This is a genomic window from Microbacterium sp. (genome assembly GCF_011620665.1).
Taxonomy (GTDB): domain Bacteria; phylum Actinomycetota; class Actinomycetes; order Actinomycetales; family Microbacteriaceae; genus Microbacterium.
On sequence record NZ_WOYQ01000081.1, the window covers coordinates 1 to 25583 of the forward strand.

Annotated in this window: 21 protein-coding genes; 7 read left to right on the forward strand and 14 right to left on the reverse strand. The window is 67.0% G+C overall.

Annotation, left to right across the window (positions count from 1 at the left end; genetic code table 11):
* On the forward strand, positions 1–495 hold a 495-nt coding region (locus QZV81_RS10190), incomplete at its 5' end, for a thermonuclease family protein (protein WP_292836659.1).
* A 263-nt stretch (positions 496–758) separates the two neighbouring features.
* Here QZV81_RS10190 and QZV81_RS10195 read toward each other — a convergent pair.
* Both QZV81_RS10195 and QZV81_RS10200 read right to left on the reverse strand, forming a co-directional pair.
* Positions 759–1943 (reverse strand): cell wall-binding repeat-containing protein, encoded by a 1185-nt coding sequence (locus QZV81_RS10195; protein WP_292836662.1) that lies wholly within the window; start codon positions 1941–1943, stop codon positions 759–761.
* A 239-nt stretch (positions 1944–2182) separates the two neighbouring features.
* On the reverse strand, positions 2183–3364 hold the full coding sequence (locus tag QZV81_RS10200; RefSeq protein WP_292836665.1) for a cell wall-binding repeat-containing protein: 1182 nt from the start codon (positions 3362–3364) through the stop codon (positions 2183–2185).
* Between the two features lie 397 nt (positions 3365–3761).
* On the opposite strand from QZV81_RS10200, the gene QZV81_RS10205 reads away from it, so the two are divergent.
* Positions 3762–5054 (forward strand): nucleotide sugar dehydrogenase, encoded by a 1293-nt coding sequence (locus tag QZV81_RS10205; RefSeq protein WP_292836668.1) that lies wholly within the window; start codon positions 3762–3764, stop codon positions 5052–5054.
* 1026 nt (positions 5055–6080) lie between these two features.
* Here QZV81_RS10205 and QZV81_RS10210 read toward each other — a convergent pair.
* The 3 genes from QZV81_RS10210 to QZV81_RS10220 all read right to left on the reverse strand — a co-directional run bounded on the left by QZV81_RS10210 (position 6081) and on the right by QZV81_RS10220 (position 10220).
* Positions 6081–7991 carry a glycosyltransferase gene (locus tag QZV81_RS10210; RefSeq protein ID WP_292836671.1) on the reverse strand — a complete coding sequence of 637 codons (1911 nt, stop codon included), beginning with the start codon at positions 7989–7991 and terminating at the stop codon, positions 6081–6083.
* A 169-nt stretch (positions 7992–8160) separates the two neighbouring features.
* Complete coding sequence (locus tag QZV81_RS10215; protein ID WP_292836674.1) at positions 8161–9231, reverse strand: glycosyltransferase family A protein; 1071 nt, start codon at positions 9229–9231, stop codon at positions 8161–8163.
* Between the two features lie 2 nt (positions 9232–9233).
* On the reverse strand, positions 9234–10220 hold the full coding sequence (locus tag QZV81_RS10220; RefSeq protein ID WP_292836677.1) for a glycosyltransferase: 987 nt from the start codon (positions 10218–10220) through the stop codon (positions 9234–9236).
* A 130-nt stretch (positions 10221–10350) separates the two neighbouring features.
* Between QZV81_RS10220 and QZV81_RS10225 the strand changes: the two genes are divergently transcribed.
* The 4 genes from QZV81_RS10225 to wecB all read left to right on the forward strand — a co-directional run bounded on the left by QZV81_RS10225 (position 10351) and on the right by wecB (position 16288).
* Positions 10351–12129, forward strand: a complete 1779-nt coding sequence (locus QZV81_RS10225; protein ID WP_292836680.1) for a nucleoside-diphosphate sugar epimerase/dehydratase — start codon at positions 10351–10353, stop codon at positions 12127–12129.
* Complete coding sequence (locus QZV81_RS10230) at positions 12126–13250, forward strand: glycosyltransferase family 1 protein (RefSeq protein ID WP_292836686.1); 1125 nt, start codon at positions 12126–12128, stop codon at positions 13248–13250. Before QZV81_RS10225 ends, QZV81_RS10230 begins: the two co-directional genes overlap by 4 nt.
* 222 nt (positions 13251–13472) lie before the next feature.
* Positions 13473–15212, forward strand: a complete 1740-nt coding sequence (locus QZV81_RS10235; RefSeq protein WP_292836689.1) for an ABC transporter ATP-binding protein — start codon at positions 13473–13475, stop codon at positions 15210–15212.
* Positions 15212–16288: a UDP-N-acetylglucosamine 2-epimerase (non-hydrolyzing) gene (wecB, locus tag QZV81_RS10240; RefSeq protein ID WP_292836692.1), complete on the forward strand. Its 1077-nt coding sequence runs from the start codon at positions 15212–15214 to the stop codon at positions 16286–16288. The genes QZV81_RS10235 and wecB overlap by 1 nt, the downstream gene beginning before the upstream one ends.
* Positions 16289–16292: 4 nt before the next feature.
* On the opposite strand, the gene QZV81_RS10245 is transcribed toward wecB, so the two are convergent.
* From QZV81_RS10245 to QZV81_RS10280, 8 genes are read right to left on the reverse strand one after another with little or no spacing between them, the layout of a single operon-like run.
* Positions 16293–17279, reverse strand: a complete 987-nt coding sequence (locus QZV81_RS10245; protein WP_292836695.1) for a Gfo/Idh/MocA family oxidoreductase — start codon at positions 17277–17279, stop codon at positions 16293–16295.
* Positions 17279–18376 (reverse strand): DegT/DnrJ/EryC1/StrS family aminotransferase, encoded by a 1098-nt coding sequence (locus QZV81_RS10250; RefSeq protein ID WP_292836698.1) that lies wholly within the window; start codon positions 18374–18376, stop codon positions 17279–17281. Before QZV81_RS10250 ends, QZV81_RS10245 begins: the two co-directional genes overlap by 1 nt.
* On the reverse strand, positions 18373–19014 hold the full coding sequence (locus QZV81_RS10255; RefSeq protein ID WP_292836701.1) for an acyltransferase: 642 nt from the start codon (positions 19012–19014) through the stop codon (positions 18373–18375). Before QZV81_RS10255 ends, QZV81_RS10250 begins: the two co-directional genes overlap by 4 nt.
* A gap of 49 nt (positions 19015–19063) precedes the next feature.
* Positions 19064–20335, reverse strand: coding sequence for a glycosyltransferase family 4 protein (locus QZV81_RS10260; protein WP_292836704.1), 1272 nt, complete (start codon positions 20333–20335; stop codon positions 19064–19066).
* Complete coding sequence (locus tag QZV81_RS10265; RefSeq protein ID WP_292836707.1) at positions 20332–20823, reverse strand: DUF2304 domain-containing protein; 492 nt, start codon at positions 20821–20823, stop codon at positions 20332–20334. Before QZV81_RS10265 ends, QZV81_RS10260 begins: the two co-directional genes overlap by 4 nt.
* Positions 20820–21557 (reverse strand): glycosyltransferase family 2 protein, encoded by a 738-nt coding sequence (locus QZV81_RS10270; RefSeq protein WP_292836710.1) that lies wholly within the window; start codon positions 21555–21557, stop codon positions 20820–20822. Before QZV81_RS10270 ends, QZV81_RS10265 begins: the two co-directional genes overlap by 4 nt.
* Before the next feature lie 32 nt (positions 21558–21589).
* Positions 21590–23542 (reverse strand): DUF6541 family protein, encoded by a 1953-nt coding sequence (locus tag QZV81_RS10275; RefSeq protein ID WP_292836713.1) that lies wholly within the window; start codon positions 23540–23542, stop codon positions 21590–21592.
* Positions 23542–23883, reverse strand: coding sequence for a hypothetical protein (locus QZV81_RS10280; RefSeq protein ID WP_292836716.1), 342 nt, complete (start codon positions 23881–23883; stop codon positions 23542–23544). The genes QZV81_RS10275 and QZV81_RS10280 overlap by 1 nt, the downstream gene beginning before the upstream one ends.
* Positions 23884–24003: 120 nt before the next feature.
* Here QZV81_RS10280 and QZV81_RS10285 point away from each other — a divergent pair, with 120 nt between their 5' ends.
* Positions 24004–25074, forward strand: coding sequence for a glycosyltransferase family 4 protein (locus QZV81_RS10285; protein WP_292836719.1), 1071 nt, complete (start codon positions 24004–24006; stop codon positions 25072–25074).
* Between the two features lie 179 nt (positions 25075–25253).
* On the opposite strand, the gene QZV81_RS10290 is transcribed toward QZV81_RS10285, so the two are convergent.
* Positions 25254–25583 (reverse strand): cell wall-binding repeat-containing protein (locus tag QZV81_RS10290; protein ID WP_292836722.1); only part of this gene is annotated, 330 nt, incomplete at its 5' end.

Here is a 25583-nt window from a genome sequence, read left to right on the forward strand (position 1 = left end):
CGCGACGATCGGACGCCTGATCCCTCGCCGGTCACCGCGCAGACGAACCCGGCGATCCCGGCGATCCCGGCCGACGCGTTCCAGATGACGGTCGAGAGCGTGCACGACGGCGACACGCTGCGTGCCCGCGTCGCGACACCGAACGCGGTCGTCACCGACACCGACTCGACTCGGGTGCGGCTGATCGGGCTGGACACACCCGAGGTCTCCCCCGAGCTCGAGTGCTGGGGCGCGGAGGCGACATCGAGCCTGACCGCGCTGCTCCCGCCCGGTTCGACGCTCTGGGCGGCGGCCGACCGCGAGGTGCTCGACCGTTACGGCCGGCATCTGCTCTACCTCTGGAGGACCGACGGCACATTCGTGAACGCCGAGCTGATCGCACAGGGCGACGGCGAAGTGATGATCTTCGCGCCGAACACGCTGCACGAAGCGATGTTCCGTGCCCTCGAGGCCGAGGCCTCTACCGCAGGGCGCGGACTCTGGGGCTCTTGCTGACCGCTACTCGGCCCGCCGACGACGGTGGCGAGCACGGCGAAGAGCGGCGGGTCCCGGGGTCGGCCGCGTCGCCTGGCCGCGAAGGGCAAGGAACTCATCCGCCTGATGGGTGGTTGAACGCAAGATCCGCGGTGCGAGCCACCTCTTCCGCGGGCTGCGCGATGGTTGCGCGATTGCGCGCGATCGGAACGGGATCGCAATGCCGCGGCTCGGTGAGCAGGGAGGGCACCGCTTCGCGATTCGGGCAAGATCGGCCCCGGCGATCACCAGGAGAGCTGTTCGATCAGTTGTCGACTCACCCCGCGAGACAGGGTCGCTTCGCCACCGAATACCACGACCACACTGTCATTGAGCACCGATGCGCTCAGCACGTCCACCGTGGACGCGGGTAGGGCAGTGGCACGGCTCAGCAGCAGCGGCGAAGAGGCGTTTGCCGCGAATGCTCCTGCCACCACGGCATCGGGAAATGACTCTCCAGAGGCGATCGCGAAGCTGTTGGTAGCGATACCGCGTTCGAGGCTGCTCTTGGCGACGAGCGCAGCGGTCTCGTAGCGGTCGCGGCCCACGAATGAGGACACCAGTGGGATCCCCGCGCCCCCGGCGGCGGATGCGGCAGCGGCCCCGACGGCGTTCGTCGTCAGCTGGGCGCCGCGAGAGGCGGTTGCCCACCAGGCCAGCAGCGGCGCGAAGGCATCCGTGTCGACGCCGCGCGCTTCGGCGAAACGACCATGCACGGCGGCGTCGGTGACCGGCCCCACCTCTGCGCCGGCTGTGAGGAGCACCACACCGTTCCCGTCGCGTGCTGCGGCAGGACCGGCGGCCAGCCCATCGGGAAAGTCGAGTCCGTCGGCAATGTATGCCGTCCAGTCGCCGATCGAGGCGGCGGGATGCCGACCGCCTCCGGTGCGCACGCTGCCCCAATACAGGGAAGCGAGGCCGAGCGCAGCAGCCGTATCGAACCGGCTGGTGCCCGCATAGCGCACCACATTCGTTCCCTTCGCGCGCAGCGCGCCGGCCGTCTTCTCCGGAATGAGACCGCGACCCGACACGATCACGACCGTGTCGTACCGCGCGAGCTCCGTGGAAACGGCGGGTGACACCGTGCCATCGGCGTTCGCGAGCAAGACCGGCGCACTCAACGACTCGGCGAGCGGAGCGGATGCCAGCGCGTCCGCGTATCCGGTGGATGCGGCGAGCAGTGCGACATCGCCGAGCGACGTGCCGGAAGTCGCGTAATCGGTGAGGGAGGCAGCCACGCGCGCGGTTTCGACTCGGTCCGCGCCTTGGAACCGATAGAGCTTGGCAGACCAGCCGGTGCTGCCGATGCTGAGTTCCGGGTCGCGGGCGCTGTCGTCGATCTGGATGATCGCTGCGCTCGCAGCGGATCCGCTCAGGCTGAGCGCGCCCACGAGCGCTGCGGTCAGCACGATTCTCGTGATTCGGCGCATGATGATGACCTCCTGCGGTCGGTGTTCTCGTGAACGAGCGGCTGAGTTTGAGGCTAGCCCATTAGCACGCCGCGTTCCTGTGCCGGTAGGCACGGTGCTGCGGCTTTCGACCCCAACCGACGGGAACACGTGCTCGCGACACCGCGAGGAAACCACCAAGGCCCCCTCCGAAGAAAGGGCCTTGGTGGTTTCGACTATTCGGGAGCAAATCTCCCGCTATCTAACGACCCAGTGGGTGATCAGAAGCTGAAGTCCTCGTACAGCGTCAGCGAGACATCCTTGGATACGGAGCCGGTACCACCGAATACGACGAACTTGTCACCGTTGTCGGCCGAGGCCACCAGGTAGTCCTCGGTGTAGTGGTTCAACCACGCATTGTTGGTGAGCAGCAACGGACCATTCGCGTTCGCCGCCCAGCCGCCGCCCACGACCGCGTCCGGGAAGTCCTCTCCCGAAGCGAGCGTGTACGTCGTCGATCCGGAGCCGAAGTACTCGTCCGCGACCATCGCCGCCGTCTCGTAGCGGTCCGCGCCGACGATCGCGTTGTCGTACTCGACCGCGGTTCCCGGCGTACCCAGACCGTTACCGGCCGCCTCTTCTGCGGCGCCACCGACGACTGTGACATTGGAGCCGAGGAAGGTCATGGACCAGTTGATTGTTTGCCCGCCAAACCCAACCGGCAGGGTGGCTGAGGGGGTCCACGAGACTGGCTGACCGACTAGGAGGGCATACGAGAACGGCGAAACGCCGTCCGGACCGTCGGTGAGCAACACGAGGCCATTGGTCTCCGAAGCTGCTGCCGGTCCGGCGGCGAGCGCGTCGGGGAAGTTCATGCCATCGGCCAGGACGAAGTTGGTGGTTCCCCCTATTGCACCGCCGGTGAAGTAGGTGAACACCGCGATCGCCGCTGCAGTCTCGAAGCGGTTGACGCCCGAAACGCGGAACACATTGTTGAAACCAACACCGAAAGAATCGACCAAGGCGTCCTTCGTGGACTCGGGGATCACGCCCGTGCCGGACACGATGATGATGTTATCGAAGGTTGCCAGGTAGGCCCCGACCTGCGGGTCGAGCGAGCCATCCGCGTTCGCCAGCAAGATCGGCGCGTCCAACTCATCCGCCAGCGCGGACGACGCGAGAGCGTCGGCGTAGTTGGCCGACGACGCAAGGATCGCCGTGTCCCCCCAGCTGTTAGTGTTCTGCGCTGCGAACAGCGCGGTCAGCACGCGGTTGCTGGACGCGAACCTGAAGAACGAAGCCTGGTTGCCGGTGGTGCCAGCGAGCGTCTGATCGAGCGCCTCAGGGATTTTCGGCGTATTCGGATCAACAGCGAAAGCAGCGGAGCCTCCAAAGGACAGCGCCGCCGCAGTCGCCACGGCGGCGGATGCGGCGATAATGCCGCGACGGGTTCTCTTACCCATTATTTTTGTCTCCTGATTTCTCGGTGGGTTGTGGCGTCCAAGTATCCCGCTCGCTGTAACGCCGCGCAAAACTCTGGGACTTCCTGAAAAGTAGCAGTCACCGTCCGACCTCGCAAGTCCGCCACGCCACCGAGCGGCCACATGTCGTGGTGTTTCCGGACGTCCCGCGACCCGTCCGTCTCCCGCCACCCCCAGGTTTCTGCGGGTCCGACATCGTCGGCGTCCAGGGTGCCGCAACGCCACGTCAACACTTCGTAACAACACCGTTACTCCCGTTTGCCCAGCGCAGCGGCCACGGTCTTCCTCGACAGCCCCAGAGCACGGGCGCGGTCGGGCCAGACGAGAGGGAAGCGAAGGCCAGAAGTGGATGACTGGAGGAAGACGATAGAGTGCAGATGTGCGCATCGGGGTCGTGGGGTTGGGAAAGATCGGCCTACCTCTGGCGGCGCAGTTCGCGGTCTCAGGGCACGAGGTGGTCGGAGTCGACATCGACCGCCGCATCATCGAGAGCGTGAACGCCGGCCTGGAGCCCTTCCCCGGCGAGGCGCAGCTTCAATCGAGGCTCACCGAGTCGGTGGCCGACGGCAGGCTGCGGGCCACGAGCGATTACGGGCAAGCGGTGCCCGGAGCGGACGCCGTGGTTGTGGTCGTGCCCCTGTACGTCGACGAGGCGACCGGGGAGCCCGATTGGGCGGGAATCGACGCCGCCACCCGCGCGCTCGCGACCCACCTGACCCCGGGCACACTGGTCTCGTACGAGACAACACTGCCGGTGGGCACCACCCGAGGACGATGTAAGACCCTCCTCGAGCAGGGATCCGGTCTGACGGAGGGTCAGGACTTCCACCTCGTCTTCTCGCCCGAGCGTGTTCTCACCGGCAGGGTGTTCGCCGACCTGCGCAGGTATCCGAAGCTCATCGGCGCGCTCTCGGATGACGGCGCCGTGGTCGCGCGCGAGTTCTACGAGGCTGTGCTGCAGTTCGACGAGCGCTCCGACCTCCCGCGCGCGAACGGGGTCTGGGATCTCGGCAGCGCTGAGGCCGCAGAACTGGCGAAGCTCGCCGAGACGACCTATCGTGACGTGAACATCGGCCTGGCGAACCAGTACGCTCTGTTCGCGGAGTCGCATGGCATCGACGTGTACGCGGTCATCGACGCCTGCAACTCGCAGCCGTACAGTCACATCCACCGTCCGGGTGTTGCAGTGGGCGGGCACTGCATTCCCGTGTACCCGCGACTGTACCTGTCCACCGACCCCGACGCGCAGATCGTGCGGTCTGCGCGCGTTCTCAACGCGTCGATGCCCGACCGCTTCGTGGCCAGGGCGGAAAGCGTTCTAGGGTCCGTGGCGGGGTTGCGGACCGTGGTGCTCGGCGCAGCCTATCGAGGCGGAGTGAAGGAGACCGCGTTCTCGGGCGTCTTTCCCCTCGTGGCGGCGCTGCGCTCGCGCGGTGCCGACGTGCGCGTGCACGACCCCCTCTTCGACGAAGCTGAGTTGCGCCAACTCGGCCTCGAGCCGCACGCACTCGGCGAGGCCGCCGACCTCGCCCTGCTGCACACGGACCACGACCTCTACCGCACGCTGACCCCGGCACTGTTCCCGGGCATCCGGCTTCTCGTCGACGGACGCAACGCCACCAACCCCGAAGCCTGGGCAGGCACCCCCCGGATCGTGCTGGGCAAGGGCTGATCAGGGAGCCGCGGACAGGTTCCGGGGCTCAGCACTTCGGGGAACCCCCGCGCGGTACGGCGCAGACGTTGTCGATTCCGTCACCTTCGTAGGCCGTCGCGAACAGCGGCGGCTCGATCACCCCTCTCGCGATCGTCATCGGGCGGTCGCAAGGAAACCAGAAGGCCTGGGTCCAGCCGACGGCCGTCGGTGCCTCCGGTACAGACCGTCCGCGCAGAGTCGTCTCCCGCACGAGCGCGGGGGCGGTGACCGAAACATCCGCCCCGGGGAGGGGCGGAGACGCCCCCGGCGATGATGCGCGTCTCCAGATCCGGATGACTGGCCAATTCGGGTGGAACGGGCAGCAGGCAGACGAGGACTCCGACCCGCTGGCCCGCCGCCAGCTTGCACTGCGTACCACGGCGTCTGCAACGACCAGAAGGCGGCTCGTCCGGTACGGGTCGTCCAGCCCGACACCGTCGCCTGCGAGGGAAGCAGACATCCGTCTCCGCTATGTGCACCAATCCGTCGGCCGGCGGGGTGCCGTCAACGGCTGGGAGCGGGGTGCCTTCTGCGACGTCCCAGAGCTTGATCGCCGAGCGGGACACCCAGGACCTCCGGTCGGCCGCGATTTCCGATGCCGGCGCCCTCCCCCCATTCGTACGCCCACCAGTCGGGGCATTGGAACGAGATGAGCATCCCCGGCACGAACGACAGGCCGAGCGACCAACCGACGAGCAACAGCGGCGACGCGCGTCTGCGCCATGTGGGCTATCAACCGCCAGCGGACTTCGTAGCCGAGTTCTCTGAGCTGTCGGATGGCCTCGTTCTTCGCCTTCTGCGGGTCGCGCCGGGTGTAGTAGTCGACCCCTTTCCGCCAGGGTCGGCCGCGGAGAACGACAGGAACAAGAGTTCAGGAATCTAACACTCGTGCTCCAAGGCAACAATCCACGGTTCCCGTGGATCGCTAACCCTAACCCTCGGCTCGCTATCAACGTCAATGTGGCAGAACCGGCTCGCGTATGGCCGCATACTGCGCACGCAGGTTCACTCGCCGATGTTGAGATGCCGACGCCATGCCTCGGGATCTGTCAGGCGCGGGAGCGCGGCACGGTACTGCCGAGACAGACGCGGCCATTCCCGCCGTAGTCGACGGTGCAACCGGACGGAGTCGATCAGCATCCGCCGGAATCGCGCATGATCGCGCGTATAGACGTTCATCCCGGATCCGTCCGCAGCGCTAACCAGAACACTGTCGTGCAGCGGGACGCGCCACCAGTTCGCATCGCCCTTGCCGAACTCCACCTCGGGCTGGTCGAGATTGCGTGGATCGGGCTTGCGAAACCAATGCGTCAAGACCACGCGCGCCGTGAACCAGCGCAGCCCGATACCGGTCGGGCTGTCGAAGCTGTGCCGCTTCAACCGCTTGAAGACAAGCCGGCCGCGGCGTGAGTAGAGCGGGTGGCTCGCCTCGAGGTGTACCACGGTCTCGGGGAACGACGCTGCCAGTGCCCTCGCGTCAGGCATCGCCGTCGCGAGGTTCCGCCACATATGGTCTGGTCCCGCCAACACGTCGCGCAGAGCCCGGTGGCGCAGAGCCACGGCGTAATACTGCATCATCATCAAGTGCTTCAGGTCAATGCGCCGACTGTGACGCGGGAGGGCCCCCCCGTGCGATTCATGCGAGTGCAGCAGGGCGGCCACGAGGCGGTTGCGAGCATGGAAGTAGGCCTGCCAGTCGATCGAATCATCCTTGCCCATCCAGGATACGTGCCACACCGCGGCACCGGGCAGGGTCACCGTCGGGAAGTCGGCGTCGCGCGCACGCAGGCAGAACTCCGCATCATCCCACTTGATAAATGCGGGCAACGACAGCCCGACCGACCTCATCGCCTCCACAGGGATCAGGCACATCCACCACCCGTTATAGTCCGCATCGAGCCGTAGATGGAGGATCGGCGACTGCCGGATGTTGGCGACGGAGAAGTCGTGCGGCATCTTCTCCTGGAACAGGGTGCGCCACATGAACGGCCCGCGGTCGACCACCTCCGCCCACGCGTGCAGTTTCGGACGGTCGAGCAGATCGAACATGTGCGCGCCGACGATCGTCGGGTTCGTGGCAAAGCGGGCGAACATGATCGATCGGCGAATCGACTCGGGCTCGATGCGTACGTCGTCATCGAGCAACTGCACGAAGCTGCTTTCGGAGCGCGCGAGAGTCTCCAGCATTGCTCGCGAGAACCCTCCGGATCCTCCGAGATTTGGTTGCGTCACGATCTGCAAGGTGTCGCCCAGGCGCTCCGCAAGACCCGGGTACTCCGGTCGCGCGTCGACTCGCCGATCCCCTTGGTCGACGACGAAGATCCGGTCGACGAGCTCGAGTACGTCCTCCGCATCGGAGAGGTGGGCCAGCGTGTTGACGCAGTAGTCGGGCTTGTTGAAGGTCGTGATGCCGATCGATGCCTTCCCGGTCCGCGTGGGCGGCTCGTCGGTCGTCCACTCCGCCCCCCGGAAGATCACCGGTCGCACATCGGCGACGATGTCGAACCAGATCCACCCGCCATCGGAGTACTGAGTCAACTCCAGGGCGAACACACACTCGGCGGTGCCGTCCACCTCCTGCGTATCGATCCGCTGCTGCCCCCCGCCACCGTTCGAGCGGTAGACCAGCACGGTGGCGGGGCCATCGGTCCGTACACGGAGCTCCACGTGGCGCACTGGAGTCCAATGCTGCCAGTAGCTGGCTGGGAAAGCGTTGAAGTATGCGCCGAATGAGACCCGCTGACCCGCGGCGATCCGTGCGCTGTGACGGTCCAGGATATTGCCCAGCTGGGCACTGCTGGAGACTCGGACGGGTTCTTCGTCGATCGTCGACCATGTTTCGGGGTCCAGATACAGAGGGAGCAGATCGGGGTCCCGGTCGAGCGGGAGAACCGCCTTCTGCAATACATAGGTCACGTGGGTCTCCGAGGTTGATGCGGCGCCCCTACGGTAGCCGGGAACCATGCCGGAGGAGTGGGGACGAGATCGAATCCTAGCGGGCACGCCTCGCGGTTGCCTGGACCCGCCAAGCGAGGTGAGGCTGTTTCTGAGGTCCGTTGGGGGGCGATGTGCGGTTGGGTCGCCGTCAATGGGTCCTTGTGAGCGCGAGCGCGAAGGCGGCATCGATTCTGCCTGCACCGTCGGGGCGTCGCCACGCTGCCGCTCGGGCGGGTAGCAGCGTAGCGGGATGGAGGCGTCGCCGCCGTGTCGCTGCGGCATGCTCGAGGTCACGGTCTGCGGTTTGTGGACGCAACGCCAGTGCGAGCATGCGACGGTCGGCGATGGACAGCGCCCCGACGGCATCGCCGAAAGTGCACACTTGGCGCGCTGCCGCGCTGACGGTGACGCGGTCTTCCGCGTTCCACTCCCCTGTATGCGCAGTGATCGCCCCGAATACGTGTACTCGCAAGAGCTTGGCGGCGATGGCTGCGCGCTCTCGGGCACCCAGTGCGCGCAGGTCCTGGTCCCCAACAACGGAGGGCACGAATGCCAGGGCGTCCGCGATGCTGTTCCCCGCGGTTGCCCGATCGTCGCCGTCGGTGTGCACGACATAGGGTGCTGATCTGTCCCCCTGGGCGATCCGCGCCCCCGAGAACCACAGGCGTAACGAGGGGGCGATGTCCTCCCCGGTGCGCAAGCCCTCGGTCGCACGCGCGCGCTCCCGCAGGCGGCGCGAGATCAGACCGACCGTGCTCGTGCGGTATGCAAGCCGGTCGGCGACGGGATCGAGGAGGGCACGGTGCCGGGGACGCACCGGCGGAGTCGCCACGGCGCGCGGCCAGGCCATGGACGGAATGACGATCTCTGCGTCCCGGGCGCGGGCGAGGGCGAGCCAGGCGTCCAGTGCCCCATGCGCGAGCGTGTCGTCGGAGCCCAGCTCGGCGAAAAAGGGAGACTCGACGGCGGCGAGCCCCCGGTTGAATGGTCCGGCGGGGCTGCGCAGCCCGTCATGGTACGGGAGCAGCGTGATCCGGTCGTCTCCGGCGAGCCCGATCTGTGCAAGAGCGTGTGCCACAATGGCGGGATCGATTTCGTGGCATACCACGAGCAGACGCACCCGCGACGTCGTCCCCCGCAGGACGGATGCCACGGCCCGCCCGATCGGCCGTTCGGCTGTGTGCACCGGAACGACCACGTCAACGTCGGCTGAGGACATCGTCACGTTCCGGTGCTGTGCTGATAGATCGGTTCCAGCATCGTGACGAGGCGCGCAGGATCATGGTGCGCGCGAACCCATTGCCGAGAGCCGAGCCGCGCGGCCGTGGCCTCGGGTTCGACGAGCGCCTCGGCGATCTGCGCGGTGACCTCCTGCAGCGATCCGTGCAACGCGGGGGGCTGCGTGCCGTCCGCCGACGGCAGCCGTTGCCCGAGCGCGGCCAGTGGCGCGCCGATGAGCATCGCCTCGAAATCGCTTACGGAAAGGATGACGTCGGCTTGCCCGACGACGACGTCTGCGCTCGCGAGCAGTTCCAGGTACTGCCTGTGCGGCCTGGTCGGCACGAGCCGCACGCCTGCGCGCGCAGCATCCGGGGCGCCCTCGCCCCAGTCGAGCCCGATCAGATCTGCATGTGGGAGGGCACGTCGAAGAGCATCGGCGAGCTGAAGCTGCTCCAGCACACCCTTGTCGGCCGACCAGCGTGCGGCGAAGACGATGCGCGGCGTCCCGGTCTCCACGCCGTGCGGTCGCCAGGGTGGCAGGCCGTGCGGGCTCACCGCCTGCGGTAAGTGACGAGCATCCGGTCGCGCGCGCAGTGTCTCCTGCGCCGTGTCGAGATTCGTGTACAACACTGCAGCGGCCTCGTCGATGGCACGACGCAGCTGCGGGTGATATGCCGGGTCATGCCATTGCGTACGGATGTCCGTGCCGTGCAGCGAGAGGACGTAGGGCCGACGCGGCACACCGCGCTGCCGTAGCAGCTGGGCCGAAGTGCCGTAATGCACGTGCACGATATCGCTGTCGCCCACCGCGGAGATGCGTCGGGCGAGGTACGGGAGGTAGCGAAGCCGTCCGACCCCGCCGCCCGGCTGCACTCGAGGTCGCACCTGCTCCGGCGTCAGGTGTCTCCAGGGCAGACCCCTCCGACGCGCCTCTGCGACGAGGGTGGCAGCCACGAACGCGCAGTCGTTGAAATGCAAGACGCGCACTGCGCCAGCATACATCGCGCGGCGATCCGCGGGAGCCGGTCCTCCACTAGGCTGGACCCGGCGCCGGACACGCCCGCCGTATCGCGTGTGCGCACCGCGTTGCACGCCCGACCTGAACAGGATCCTGCCCATGTCGCAGTCGACCGTGCGCAACCCGTTGCGCGTCGCGTTCGACCTCGCGTCATGGGCTGCGGCGACCGCGATCGTCGCCGGAATTCTCGCCCTGGTCGGCGCATCCGACATCGTGCCCGTAGCACTCATCTACGGATCGGCAAGCCTCGCCGGACAACTCGGCTGGGGAGCCTTCCTGCTCTATCGCGGCAGGTACCGCGTCAGCACCTTCGATGAGTCAGCGGCCATCGCCCGCACCGTCGTCCTCACCGCTCTCACCGCCGCTCTCCTGTCGATCGCAGCCGCATCCGCGATCGAGGCCATCCCGTCTGCGCTCGCGATGGCCTCGTTCGCACCGGGGCTCGCAACCGCGGCGATCGTCCTGGGCCGGGTTCTCTGGCGCTCCCGCCGCGATCGCCGCACCGGCACCCCGTCCCACGCCACAGATGTCATCGTCTATGGTGCCGGCGAGGCTGGCGAGCAGTTACTGCGACTGCTGCGCTCCCCAGAAGTCCCCTACCGCGCCGTCGGTCTCGTCGACGACGACCCGCTCAAACGCAACCTGCGTCTCTCAGGGGTCACCGTTCTTGGCGACGGGAGGGACCTCGAGCAGATCGTCGAGGAGACGGGCGTGGGGACCGTCATCCTCGCCATCGGGCGTCCCGATCGCAGACTGGTCGCCTCGCTCAGCGAGCGGATGAGCCGCGCCGGTGTGTCGCTGCGGGTGTTGCCGCCGGTCGCTCAGATCGTCGACGGTCAGGTGCGCATGAGCGATGTGCGCGACGTCGAGGTGACCGACATCCTCGGGCGACGGCCGATCAGCACCGATATCGCCGCCATCGCGGGCTATCTCGCCGGTCAGCGCGTGCTGGTCACCGGCGCCGGCGGCTCGATCGGCGCCGAACTGGCGCGGCAAGTGCACCACCTTGCCCCGGCCTCGCTCACCCTGCTAGATCGCGACGAGTCGTCGCTTCACGCTGCGCAGCTCTCCATCTACGGCAACGGACGCCTGGACACGCCCGAGACCGTTCTGGCCGACATCCGTGACCGGGAAGCCCTAAGGGCGGTTTTTGCGCAGATAGAGCCCCAGGTCGTGTTCCATGCCGCAGCGCTCAAGCATCTCCCGATGCTCGAGCGGTACCCCGACGAGGCGTGGAAGACGAACGTCCGGGGCACACTCAACCTTCTTGAGCTGGCGATGGAGTTCGATGTCGAGCGGTTCATCAACATCTCCACGGACAAGGCCGCCGACCCGACGAGCGTGCTAGGCCGCAGCAAGCTCCTCGCCGAGCGTCTCACGGCATGGGCGGCGCGCGACCGGCGCCCGGCGGGGAACAAGCGGGCCTACGTCTCTGTGCGATTCGGCAACGTGCTCGGTTCGCGCGGGTCGATGCTCGATACATTCCGTCATCAGATCGCCGCCGGCGGTCCGGTCACGGTCACGCACCCCGAGGTCACCCGCTACTTCATGACGATCCCCGAAGCGTGCGAGCTCGTCATCCAGGCTGCCGCGATCGGCCGCGGCGGCGAGGTGCTCGTGCTCGACATGGGCAGCCCGGTGAGCATCCTGGACGTCGCGCGTCTGCTCATCGCGCGCAACAGCCGCGACGTCCCCATCGTCTTCACCGGTCTACGGCAGGGCGAGAAGCTCCATGAACATCTCTTCAGCGCCGCCGAACATGGCGACAGGCCGCTGCATCCAATGATCTCGCATGTCACCGCGATCCCACTTCCGCCAGACGAGTTGCCGCGCGCGTACGAGGAGTGGACGGCAGGTGACCGAAAGGCTGTCCCATGACGCGGAGAATCGCGGTCATCTCCTTCTCGAACCTTCGAAACGACCCGAGAATACTCAAGCAGTTGCCGCTTCTCGCGGATCACGAAGTGACCACGATCGGGCATGGCGAAGCTCCCGACGGTGTCGCCGGACACATTCGGATCCCTGACGAGGCACAAGCGTGGAAATACCCCCGCGTCGCTGTCGTGGCGCACCGGTACCGCTACGCGTACGCGCACAACCCGGTGATCTCGTTTGTGCGTGCGCACACCGACGTCGGCATGTTCGACGCGGTGATCGCGAATGATGTCGATTCAGCCGGGACCGCCGCAGGATTGAGGCCGCCCCTGGGGTTTCACCTCGACCTGCACGAGTTCGCACCCGAACAGAACACCGAGCTCTGGCGGTTCCGAGCGTTCGTCGCACCCTTCCTGCGCTGGCAACTGCGGACCTTCGCGCGGGACGCGGCATCCACGTCGACGGTCGGCCGCGAGATCGCTGAACGCTATGAACGGGAGTTCGGGCTGCACCCGCGCGTGGTCATGAATGCATCGCCCTATGAGGAGCTCACACCGCACCGCACGCCGCGTACCATCCGTCTCGTGCACGCGGGCGCCGCACTACCCAACCGCCGCCTCGAGACGATGATCGAGGCGGCAGGCGAGGTTGGCTTCGAGGGCGCACCCATGACGCTCGACGTGTACCTCACACCGAACCACCCCCCGTACGTGAAAGAACTCGAAGAGCGGGCGGCACGCTACCCGAATGTCACGCTGCACTCGGCGATCCCTCACCACGCGCTCATCTCCACGCTCGCAACATACGACGTCGGGGTACACCTTCTCGCGCCGACAAACTACAACAATCTCGTGGCCCTTCCCAACAAGCTCTTCGACTTCGTTCAGGCACGGCTGGGCGTGGTGATCGGACCCTCGCCGGAGATGGCGCGCATCGTCACGGATCACGGCTTCGGCGCGGTCGCGTCGGGATTCACCAAGGAGGACCTGCATCGCGAGCTGCTCAGCCTCACGCCCGACCGCGTAGATGCCTTCAAGAGCGCCGCGCATCGGGCGGCGAGGATACTCTCCTCCGAGAACCAGACCACGGTGTGGCGCGAACAATTTGGGCAACTGCTGTCCTGACGCCCCGCGCCCGACATCCACTGTGCCACGGCGAATCCCTGCGCGACTGCGGTGCGTGACGAGCGATTCGCGACTCCCGTGTCGCGCGTCCCGTCCGAGTAGACTGAGGAGAATCAGTCACCTCCACCGACAGGGACCTCCGCGTTGCTCTCCATGTTCACAACGGTGCGACGAGTCCTTTCGGTCATGCCCCCGGGCGCGTCCCGGTTCTATGTGATATTCGTGATCGCATCCTGCTCGCTCGCGATCCTTGACGTCGCCTCGATGGGCCTGCTTGCACTGGTGCTGACGGCGCTGCTCAGCGGCGGCGAGATCGTACTGCCACTACTGGGATCTTTCCCGGCGGAAGATGCCGGGTGGTTCGTGCTCGTCGCCTGCGGCCTCATCATCCTCAAAGCGCTGCTCGCGATCCTCCAGCAGTGGCAGGTCACACGTCGGTTCGCGAGGTACGAGCTCGAGGTAGGCGATGAACTGCTCGCCGCCTATACGGAGGTCAACTGGGATGCCCGAACTGCCCTGTCGACGTCGGATGTCACCCGGCTTGCCGACTCTGGCATCGCCAACACCGTCATGGGCTTCCTGCTACCTCTTGCGAGCGTTCCCGGGAACGTGCTCTCCTTCCTCGCCGTTGCCGTCGTTCTGTTCGTCTCGGATCCCGCCGGCGCCCTTGCTGTCACCGTGTATCTCGTCCTCGTGGCACTGCTGCTACTACTCGTCGTGGCCCGCAAGTCGTTGCAGGCGGGACGTGTCAACCGCCACTACGCCTACCGCGCCGCCACCGTGGTCACCGAGATCGTGCACGCGGTGAAAGAACTCACGCTCCGCGACACCCTGCCCAACGCCCGCGCGCACGTGCGGGAATTGCGTTCACACGCTGTCCGGGCACGCGCGAACATCTCGTTCCTGTCCGTCGTTCCGAAGAACGTGATCGAGGCGGCGCTCGTGGGGGGCCTGCTGATCGTCGGCGCTGTCGCACTGGTGTTCGGCGGCGTGCAACAGGCGGTCGTGGCAATCGCCCTGTTCACGGCGACCGGGTTCCGCATGACTCCCGCACTAGCCACCGTGCAGACGAGCCTCACGTCGGCCACTGCCAATCAAGTTTACGCGCGGAACGTCATCGACGACATGACCGCCTTCACCGCCGCGACCGCGCATCACCCTTCCGTCGAGGACGTCGAGCTGCCCGCTCGGCCGCAACTGCTGCGCCTCATCGAAGTCAGCTATCGGTACCCTGATGCGGACCGAGATGCGCTGCAGTCCATCTCCCTCGAGCTTCCTATCGGCAGCAGCCTCGGCGTGGTCGGGCCGACCGGCGCCGGGAAATCGACACTGATCGACGTGCTCCTGGGGCTGTATCCCCCCTCGTCGGGACGCGTCGAGATCGACGGGGTCTCGATCAATGGCGCACCGCACGCCTACCGGCGGCTCATCGGCTACGTCCCGCAGAACGTTTCCTTCATCGCAGGTACCCTCGCGCAGAATGTGGCTCTCACGTGGGGAGACGAGTTCGATGAGGAGCGCGTCGAGAAGGCGTTGCGACGAGCGTCACTCGGCGAGTTGCTCGAATCCCTGCCGAACGGCATCCATGCACGCGTCAATGAACGCGGCGAGAACTTCTCGGGCGGGCAGAGACAACGGCTGGGGATCGCCCGTGCGCTCTACTCCGAGCCGGTCATCCTTGTCTTGGATGAGGCCACGAGCGCCCTGGACGTGCGCACCGAGGATGACGTGACGCAGGCGATCACTGCACTCAAGGGCGACGTGAGCGTCATCGCGATCGCGCACCGACTTACCGCCATCCGCGAACTCGATAAGATCTGCTACATCGATGCGGGCCGCGTAGTCGGTACTGGGACCTTCGATGAACTCAGACAGCTGATCTCGGACTTTGACGATCAGGTCCGCTTGTCCGGTCTAGGCTGGCGGCAGAATGAGCACCTCGCCGGTCAAGGCGGGTCGTGATGAGGCTCGTGAGCGTCGTGGGGGCACGCCCCCAGTTCATCAAACTTGCGCCGATAGCCAAGGCCGCGCGGGCGGCGTCGGTCGAGCACGTCATCGTGCACACCGGCCAGCACTACGATCCAATGCTGTCCGAAGTCTTCTTCGGCGATCTCGGGATCCCGACGCCCGACGTGTACCTGGGCATCGGCAGCGGTTCGCATGGTGCGCAGACCGGCGCAATGCTACATGCGATCGAGGGTGTGCTCACGGCCCAGAAACCCGACTGGGTGCTGGTCTACGGAGACACCAATTCAACGATCGCAGCGGCGCTAAGCGCCGTGAAGCTGCATCTCAGAGTCGCGCACCTCGAAGCAGGGCTGCGCAGCTTCAACCGCAGGATGCCGGAGGAACACAACCGGGTCCTCACTGACCATGCTGCGGATCTGCTGCTCGCTCCGACGCGGGTCGCGATGGACCATCTCACCGCAGAGGGGCTTGCCTCCCGCGCTGTGCTCGTGGGCGATGTCATGACGGACGTGCTGCTCGAGGTACGGGACCGCGTCGCCGGCCTCCAATCGCCACTGGTGCGCGAGTTCGCAGTCGCGCCGGGCGGGCACTACATCGCGACGATCCATCGCGCCGAGAACACGGATGATCCGCTACGACTCGCGGAGCTGGTGGGCGCGCTCTCACGGCTGGACAGACCGGTGGTCCTACTTGCGCATCCACGCCTCACCGCGGCGGCGGCAGTGCACGGGATCTCCCTCACGCGCGGCTCACTCATCGCGCACACCCCTCTGGCATACCCCGACCTCGTAGCAGCGGCGATGGGGAGTGCCGGGGTGATTACCGACTCCGGGGGTCTTCAGAAAGAGGCCTTCCTGCTACGCGTGCCGTGCACGACCGCCCGTAGCGAAACGGAGTGGGTGGAGACGGTCGAGTTGGGCTGGAACGTCCTCGCCCCGACTGCGCGAGAAATCGCCGCCGCCGCCAGCCGCGCGGCGCCGACGCCGACGGATGCCGTTCCCTACGGTGACGGGCGGGCCGCCACCCGCGTCATCCGGGAGCTGCTCCTGCGCACGCCGGAACGACACTGACGACTCACAACGCGATGGCGACCCCCTCCCGGGCGGAGGCGAGCGCCGCCTCCACCACGCGCAACGCGCTCAGGCCCTGCTCCATGGTCACCGTCTCGCCAGCCACGCCCCGCACGGCGTCACGGAAGGCCTCCAACTCGACCCGCAGCGGCTCTCGCTTGGGGATGGCGTAGCGGACAATGTCACCCTCGGAGACGCCCCGGAAGGCACTGACCGACTCCCACTCCAGCGGGATCGTGCCGTTCGCATAGAAGGTCAGGTCGCCAGTGGCTGTGTCGGCGACGAAAGCGCCCCTTTCCCCCGTGACGACGGCCACCCGCTCCTTCATCGGGCTCATCCAGTTCACCAGGTGGTTCACAATGATTCCGGATGTCAGCCGCCCCGTGATCGCGATCATATCCTCGTGCTCGCGGCCGCTCTTGAAGGTCGTCTGCGCAAACACGCGCGCGTAGGTGCTCTGCGCCACCCACGCGGTAAGGTCGACGTCATGCGTGGCGAGGTCCTTCGCTACGCCGACGTCGGCGATCCGCGACGGGAACGGCCCCTGGCGACGAGTCTGAATCTGGTAGACGGGACCCAACTCGCCCGCTTCGAGCCGACGCCGCAATTCCTGCAACGCGGGATTGAATCGCTCGATGTGACCCACTGCGCCCACGAGACCCGCAGCCGCGAAAGCGTCGACGATGCGCTCTGCGGCCTCCAGGCTGTCCGCGATGGGCTTCTCCACGAGGGTGTGCACGCCGGCGGCCGCCAGCGTCAGCGCGGCATCCTCATGGTAGCGAGTGGGCACTGCAACGACGGCGATGTCGATGCCCGTCGCGATGAGTTCATCGAGTCCGGGAAGCACGGCAAGCCTTCCCGCAACGGCGTATGGGTCGCCACCGGGGTCGGCGATCGCTACGAGCTCGACGCCGTCGAGCTCGCGAAGCACCCGAGCGTGGTGGCGCCCCATCATGCCCACGCCGAGCAGGCCCGCGCGCAATACCGCCATCAGGAACCCGCTCCCGCGACCGCGTTCACGGCGGCGACGATCCGCTCCAGGTCATCCTGCGACAGTGAGGGATGCACAGGGAGAGACAGCACCTCGCGGGCCGCCCTCTCAGTCTCAGGCAGGTGAACATCGCGCGCGAAGCCCGCGAGCGATGGGAGGCGGTGATTGGGGATGGGGTAGTACACACCGCTACCCACGCCGTGCTCCTCCTTGAGCGCGACGGCGAACCCGTCACGATCCTCGGGAACGCGGATCGTGTACTGGTGATAGACATGCTTCGCGCCGGAGGCGACGGGTGGAGTCACGACCCCCCTGAGGTTTGCGTCGAGGAACGCAGCATTGCTCCGGCGTGTCGCGGTCCACGCGTCCACCTTGGTCAGCTGTACGCGCCCGATTGCGGCGTGGATATCGGTCATCCGCGCGTTGAACCCCACAATCTCGTTCTCGTACTGGCGCTCCATGCCCTGGTTGCGCAGCAGCCGCGCAGTGCGCGCGAGCGCCTCGTCGACGGTGGCGATCATGCCACCTTCGCCGCTGGTCATATTCTTGGTCGGGTAGAGCGAAAACGTACCGAACGTACCGAAAGTACCGACCGGTCGACCGTCGAGCGCAGCCCCGTGGGCCTGCGCGGCGTCCTCGTAGAGCGCTATCCCGCGTCGCGCAGCGATCTCCTGAAGCTCTCGCAGGCGTGCTGGGTGTCCGTAGAGATGCACAGGCAGGATACCCTTCGTGCGCGGCGTGAGGGCGGCCTCCACCGCTGCCGGGTCGAGCGTGAACGTCTCCCACTCGATGTCGGCGAAGACTGGCGCGGCCCCCGCCAGCACGACTGAGTTCCCGGTGGCGGCGAAGGTGAACGACGGCACGATCACCTCGTCGCCCGGCCCGACCCCGGATGCCAGGAGTCCGAGATGCAGGCCCGCGGTACCGGAGTTCACAGCGATCACGGGCCTACCCTGCACAAAGTGCGAGGAGAACTCGCGTTCGAACGCGGCCACCTCCGGTCCTTGTGCGACCATCCCGCTACGCAGAACTCGATCGACTGCTTCGCGCTCTTCGTTACCGATGATGGGCTTGGCTGCGGGGATGAAGCCGCTCAATGCTCAGCCTCGTCCCTTTCGGATGCGTTGCGGTCAGGCTCCAGGGTGAGCGTGTCGCCCCTCTGCACATAGCGCTCACCGGTGACTGGGCACTCCCACCGCGCTGGCATGGTCTCCTCCAGCGGCACACCCGCCTTGCCGACCCAGCCAATGCGCCGAGCGGGAGCTCCGGCGACAAGCGCGTGAGCCGGCACATCCCTCACCACGACGGCACCCGCGGCGACCGTGGCCCACTCGCCAATCGTGACCGGCGCCACACAGGTCGCGTGCGCGCCGATCGAGGCACCGTGCTGGACGGTGACACCCACCGGGTCCCAGTCGCGTGCGCGCTTGAGCGAACCATCCGGATTGACAGCACGCGGGTAGGTGTCATTGGTGAGCACCGCCGCCGGTCCGATGAAGACGCCGTCAGCGAGCCGGGCGGGTTCATATACGAGCGCGTGATTCTGCACCTTGCAGTTGTCTCCGATGACGACGCCAGCGCCGACGTATGCACCACGGCCGATGACGCAGCGCGCGCCGATGACGGCGAAATCCCGCACCTGTGCGAGGTGCCAAATCCACGTTTCTGCGCCGATGGACGCGGATGGCGAAACGTCGGCGGACTCCGCGACGCGCGCGTGAGAGGGTGCGGTCATGATGCAAAGACTCCTCGCACCTGCCCGAGTGCAAGGTACGATCTCCATCCTAGGCCCCGCGGTGATCGGCTCCGGCGTCGTCCGTCTGGATCTCGTCGACGAGTGGCGTAGCGGAGCCCCGGGAAGCGCCTGCATCCTGACGGCGGAGCGCCGCGAGCGCCGCAGCCGCTGCCCGGTCGCCAACAGCGGCTAGCGAGGCATGGCGCTCGGCCCAGTCGGCGCGGCTCTTGCGCCGACTCTCCGTCTCGCCCGACTCCGCCGCGACGAGCAGTTGCCGCATCCCCTCGGCCACGGCCTCCGGAGAGAACTCGACGGCCTCCCCCAGGCCAGCCTCGCGCACGAGCGCGCCAGCGGCCTCGGCACCCGAAAACAGCACGGGGGTGCCGCAGGCCGCCGCAGCATACGTCTTGGTGGGTCGCGCGAAATCGTATCCGAGCCCCGGCGCGATGCTCACGAGCGCCGCCACTGCACCACGAATCCACGAAGCGGACTCCGCCGGGGCGACCACGCCGCCGAACTTCACTCGGCCGGGGACGAGCTTGTCCGCCAGCTGCCGCAACTCCGCCTCCACCGCGCCCTGCCCGAAGAACCTCAACGTCAGAGCGGGGTACTCCCGAGCGATCAATGCGAACCCGCGGACGAACACGCCCGGCTGCTGCCACTCCGACATAGTACCTGCGTAGACGAAGTAGTGCCCTGTCGCTACGCCCGGCGTGATGCCCGGTGCGAAGACGTCCGTGTCAACTCCGTTACCGATGGTCGTCACCTTGCTCGGATCCGCGCCGAGCGTGACAAGACGGGCGGTGACCTCATCCGAGACCGATAGAACACGCTCAGCCCGACGCAGCACGCTCTTCTCCATCCTGCGCATGAGCGCGACGACGGGCCTGGCCGCGCCCATCGCGATTACGCCATCGGTCCAGACGTCCGCCGCGTAGTAGACCATGGGGCGGTTGTGAAGCCAGGCGGCGAATCGAACCACCAGCGCCGTGGTCGGCGGTGACTCGGCCACCGCGACGTCCCAGCGCCGGAAGAGAATCCGCGCGAGCAGCGGAGCGTCGAAGCTCGCGTACTGCATATACCCGCGCACGTTTCCCCCGCTGTCTCGCAGCACCGGCCAACGGGAGATTGCAACGCCTTCGTCACCGGGTGTTGTCGGCACCCGCGAGGGTGGGGTGCTCGTCACCACCGTCACGGACGCTCCTGCTGCCACGAGAGCGCGCGCCATCGCGCCGAGGCGGAAGGCGCCTGCGCTCACCTCCGGCGGGAACAGGCGTGAAGCGATGAGGACGGTGGGACGGGAGGGGCCAGATGTTGTCATGGCTCATGGACCGACCCGAGCTCCGGCTCTCGACCGCGCCCCTTGCCGGGCGGACTCCTCATGTCCGTCGCCTGCTCGCCGCCCGGTCTGGGCGTGGCATCGCCGTTCGGCGGCTCGCCGTGCGCCGCAGTATCCTTACGTTCCTGCTCCAAACGGCGCAGTCTCTCGTCGTGGAACGCCGTCTGCTCGGCGAGCGTGCGCATATTGTCCTCGACGCGGGTGAGCTCGCCGCCATACTGCAAACTCACGAGGAACAGCAGCCCGATCGCGATAAAGAACACGAGGTTAGATGGGACGGAGACACCCAGGACCTTCGCGGCCCAGGTCAGCAGCTGAGGAAAGATCGCGATGACCAGCGCCAGGACTCCGCCCAGTAGCCACCACACGGCGTGGCGCTCGCGGAGCATGGACCGCCGGAGCAGTTCGACAACCGCGACGAGCGCGAGCAGCGCCGCCACGATCCCGAAGACGTAGCTCACGATGCTCATGATGCATCCTTATCTGGCGGCACCACGACCGTCCGCCGCAGGAGCGCGATCAAGACGGCAACGCCAGCTCGGAGCAGGTAGACGGTTGCCCTCCCACTGCGCTGGGACGGTTCACCAGCTTGGCGAACTCCCATCCGAACCGGACGCTGGTCGATACGAAGTCCCGATCGCGCGGCGATCACGAGCGCCTCGACCGTGTCGCCGAGCCACTCCGCAGGATAGTTCTGCGCAAACAACCGCACAGCACGCGGCCCCATTGCCTTGAACCCGCTGGTCACATCAGAGAGTCGCCGGCGCGCGACTGCGCTCACCACCCACGACAACACTCGCATCGCGCAGCGCCGCAGACGACCAGCGTCGTAGTCACCGACTCCGGCGAAACGGGAGCCGATAACAATGTCCGCCCCGTCGAGCCCGTCGAGCAGCGCCGGGATGTAGCGCGGATCATGCTGGCCGTCCGCATCGACCTGCACGACCGTGTCATAGCCGTGCTCAGTCGCATACCGGAAGCCTGCACGCAGCGCTCCGCCAACGCCCAGGTTGTAGGGAAGCCGGAGCACGAGAGCACCGGCCTCGGATGCCGTCTCCGCGGTGGAATCCGTCGAGCCGTCGTCAACGACCACGCAGTCCGCGTCCGGCACTTCGCGACGGATGTCGCGGACGACCCGACCGACCGACTCCCGCTCGTTCAGCGCGGGAACGACGACGAGGAGTTTCCGCTGTGCATCTAGCATGTCGGTCGAGTCTATCGGTGGGACCACGGCCCTCACGGGGTGCAAGCCGTTATCCGCCAAAGGGAGGCCTCGCCCCGCTGATCGACTTTCTCGAAACCCGGTCGCCCCTCGAAGCCGGACATGCCCGGCATGACGTACCGGCCCGGCGACGCCTCCCCAGGGCCGAAATCGATCACGTACCCGGGAGAGCCCAACTCGGCGAGCGCTGCGCACACCGCAGGGTCGGTGGCGGCCTTGTTCAGTCCGGCCGCGAGCACCGCCCAGGCATCGCCGCTGGGCGCCTGCCAGGTGCGCGGGTAGACATTCCTCCCACTCAGCACGTATCCGAATGCGGCCCCAGTCGACGGATTGGCGATGATGGTGGCATCCGTAGGTACCGTCGTGGCCATCCGCTCCAGCAGCAGTCGCTCATCCGGGGACAGGAAACTACGCGGGTTGCTCTCGTAGCGGGACTGCGCGTCCCACTCGTCCTCGAACACGTTCGGCATTGTCAGCACAGGCACGAGGGCTGTCCCCACGGCCGCTACTGCGGCGACCGCAGTGATCGCCCACGCCGTCCCGACGGGCTCCGGGTCACGGCGGCGGGACAGCGTGCGGCTCGCCCAGCGGACGATCTCGGACAGGCCGATCGCCGCGAGCGGTACTACCGTAACCGGCGCGAGCGCGGCTAGCCGATACGGATCTGCATACCATGCGCCCACGACCCACCTTCGCACGAAGTCATGGTCCAGGCTGGCGGCGGCGACATACAGCGCCGCGAAGACGAGCCAGCCGGTGGCCAACCAGCGCAACGAGCGGTGCCGGGCCGCAGCAACGAGGCCGACTGCGCACAGGATGCTGACGCCGACCGCAGGTGGCAGCCACATGTGCCCGTTCACGAGGACGTCAAGAACCGCCTGAGCTTCGCCAGTGAACGGCTCCCAGTGGGACCCCGTAGTCATCCGCGTCAACCCGATCCACAGCACGACAAAGGCGACCCAGAGTGCGGCGGGGACGGCGACGACGACCGCGCGACGAGCGCCGCGCGCGCCGCGCGCCCGCGCCGCGGCACGCCAAGTGAGCCAGATCAGCGTCAGCAGGCCCCAGGCCAGCAGCGTTGACGGCTGAGCGAGCGCGATCGCACCCGCCGCGACGAGCACCAGGGCGCTACCCAGCACAGCGTTACCCAACCGCCCTGCGAGGGGTCCCGCACCGCCAACCCATCGCACAGTGGCGATCACGACACCGACGGCAGCCGGCAGGAGCGCCAGCGAGAGCCCGTAGGGATACAGCACCCCCCATTCCAGCATCAGCAGCGGGAAGACCAGCAGCATTGAGGACTGCGCTGCGGCCAGAGCTGCGGTGAGCCGCGACCGCGTTGCGACCATCGTCAGCCAGGCGATGCCGAGCGGCCAGGCGCCAAACGCCACCGCGAGCGACAACATGTTGGCTGATGTCGAGATGTCTGCGCCGGAGGCCATCGCCACCAGCGAATCAAGTCCGTGCCAGGCGGCAGGGTAGACACCGCTGCCGCCGACCATCGCTGCAACGTGAAGCGACGACGCGTCGGCTGTCTCGATGATCCACCGGACAGCATTGAGGTGAAACATCGCGTCGTTGGTCTGCGAGATCGCTTGCGGGTTGCCAACGTAGAGCGCGAAGCGCGCTACGCCAGCGACGATACCGACGGCGAGCCCTGCCACAAGCAGCACTGAACCTCGTCGCGAAGCCGGTGCCGTCCGTTGCGGAGCGGGCAAGAGTCTCACCGTCCACGCGAGCAGAACGACTGCAAGACATGCCGCCGCCACTGTGAATGTCGACCAGGGCACACCCAGCTCGCCGTACACGATCGCCGAGAGGCCGATGATGGCCGTACTGACCACCGGAGCCAGCGCCCACAGCGTCAGGCCGCGCAGCCGCAGCCCGATCCCCGCCAGCAGCCCCGGCCCGAACAGCACGCTCAGCGCGACGACCAATGCGGGGACCGAGGCGATCCACGCGCCCATCAGCCCTCCATGAGCCCGATGGCAGACCCGATGTCTCCGTCGAAGACGATCAGCGGTGCGTTCCCCACGATCGACGTCGTGGGGTTCTTGAAACCCTCTGAGAAGTGATTGATAACGACGATGCCCGAGAACTGGGCCGCGGGGCGCACGTAAGACCAGGTCCAGCCAAGAACCGAGTTACGGTAGCGGGTCGTCACGCCAACGTGGACCAGCAGTCGCAGAAGGTAGTGCCAACGGAACATATCAAGCAGCTGGAACACATCAAGCAGCCCCCGACTGCGGCCGGGAGCATCGAACGCCGTGCGCGGCACAGAAAGGAAGAGGTCGGGTCGATCGCTCACGATAGAAGGAGTCTCGGGTTAGGGCGCGGGCGCCGGATGCAAACCATCACAGTCTAAGGGGTCGACCATAGCGTCGCTCAGAGTCCGGCCGGCAGCGACGGCTAGGCTGGGAGCGTGCGGGTGCTTATCGTCTCCACATGGTACCCGTCGTTGGCCGTGCCCAGCGCCGGCAGCTTCGTGCGCGCCGATACAGAGACGATCGCGGGCGCGCACCGGGTAAAGGTAATTCACCTGGCGCCGCCCGAGGCGTTGGGCGGTGTGCGCCAACGCGAAGAACTGGACAACGTCATCCGCGTGCCCATGTCCACGAGCAGCCCACGTGCCATCCACCGCGCGTGGCAAGCCATCCGCCCACATATCGCGGAGGCCGACATCGTCCACTCCCACGCGTTCTCGACGCTGCTCGCCTTCGCCGGCCACGACGTCCAGATCCCTTGGGTGCACACCGAGCACTGGTCGGGCGTCGCCGAGCCGCAACTGTTGCCAGCACGCGAGCGCTTGATGCTGGGAGCAACCGGCAGGCTGCTGGACCGGCCGGACGTGGTCACCACGGTCAGCACATATCTCGCGGAACGCGTGACGAAGTACCGCAACGGCGAGATGATCGTCGTGCCTCCTACTGTGCATCCGGTCCGTATCCTTCCCGCGCCGAACGACCCGGGCGATGTTCGGATCGTGGGCGTGGGCGGCCTTGTGCCAGGGAAGGACCCACTCATGGCTCTCGCGACTGTTCGCGAACTACGTAGGCGCGGAGTCCCAGCGCGGATGGAATGGGTCGGCGATGGTCCGCTGCGCGCACCACTCGAGGCCGCGATCGGACCTGACGGCGAGATGACCCTGCTAGGCATACAAGACCGGCAGGGGGTTTCGGATGCCCTGGACCGCGCCGATGTGTTTCTCCTGCCTACGCGTGGCGAGACCCTCTGCCTCAGCGCCGTCGAGGCCATCGCTCACGGGCGCCCGGTCGTCATGGGAGACCGCGGCGGCCAGCGCGACTATGTGCGCCCGGACAACGGACGACTCGTGGGGGCGCGGAACGCATCGGCGTATGCGGATGCCGTGGTCGACGTGCTCTCGGAAGCTCGCGTCGCCTCAACGGTGGCGTCCACCATCGGAAACCGCTTCTGGCCGGAGAATGTCCTCGCCGGCTATGAGCGCGCATATGAGCGGGCCCATGCCCTCCGTAGCTGACTCCTTACCGCTCAGCAGCGAGCGCTCAGCAGCGCTCGGAGTGCGCGACCGCCTCGCTCAGCGCCGCGGGCCCACGACGAGCGTGAAGCGACATCGCCCGTCCGGCCATCACCGCGCTCGACAGCGCGTCCCGGGAAATCGGCACCGGTTGCGAGGTAGGCCATTCCCCCTGACTCGGTCTACATTGCCGCGTTAATGAGTTGGCTCGTATCGTAGCGATTCGCACCGCCATATCGGGTGACTCCGATCCCCGCGGATATCAGGCTCACCTCGACGCACGCGCTGACCGAGCCGCGACCACCCGCGATCATGGCGGACGTCGCACCGAGTTCATTCAAGGTCGCCTTCATGGCAGGATCCAGCGCACCACCGTCACCCCGCACGAGCACGATCGGGGCCGACGCAGCGCCCGCGATCTCCGACGCCGTGAGCGCGTCGGCGAAGCCGCGTCCGGTCGCGAGGGCGGCGGCATCCACCCACCCGTCGATGCGGCGCGAGCCGTCCTCCGT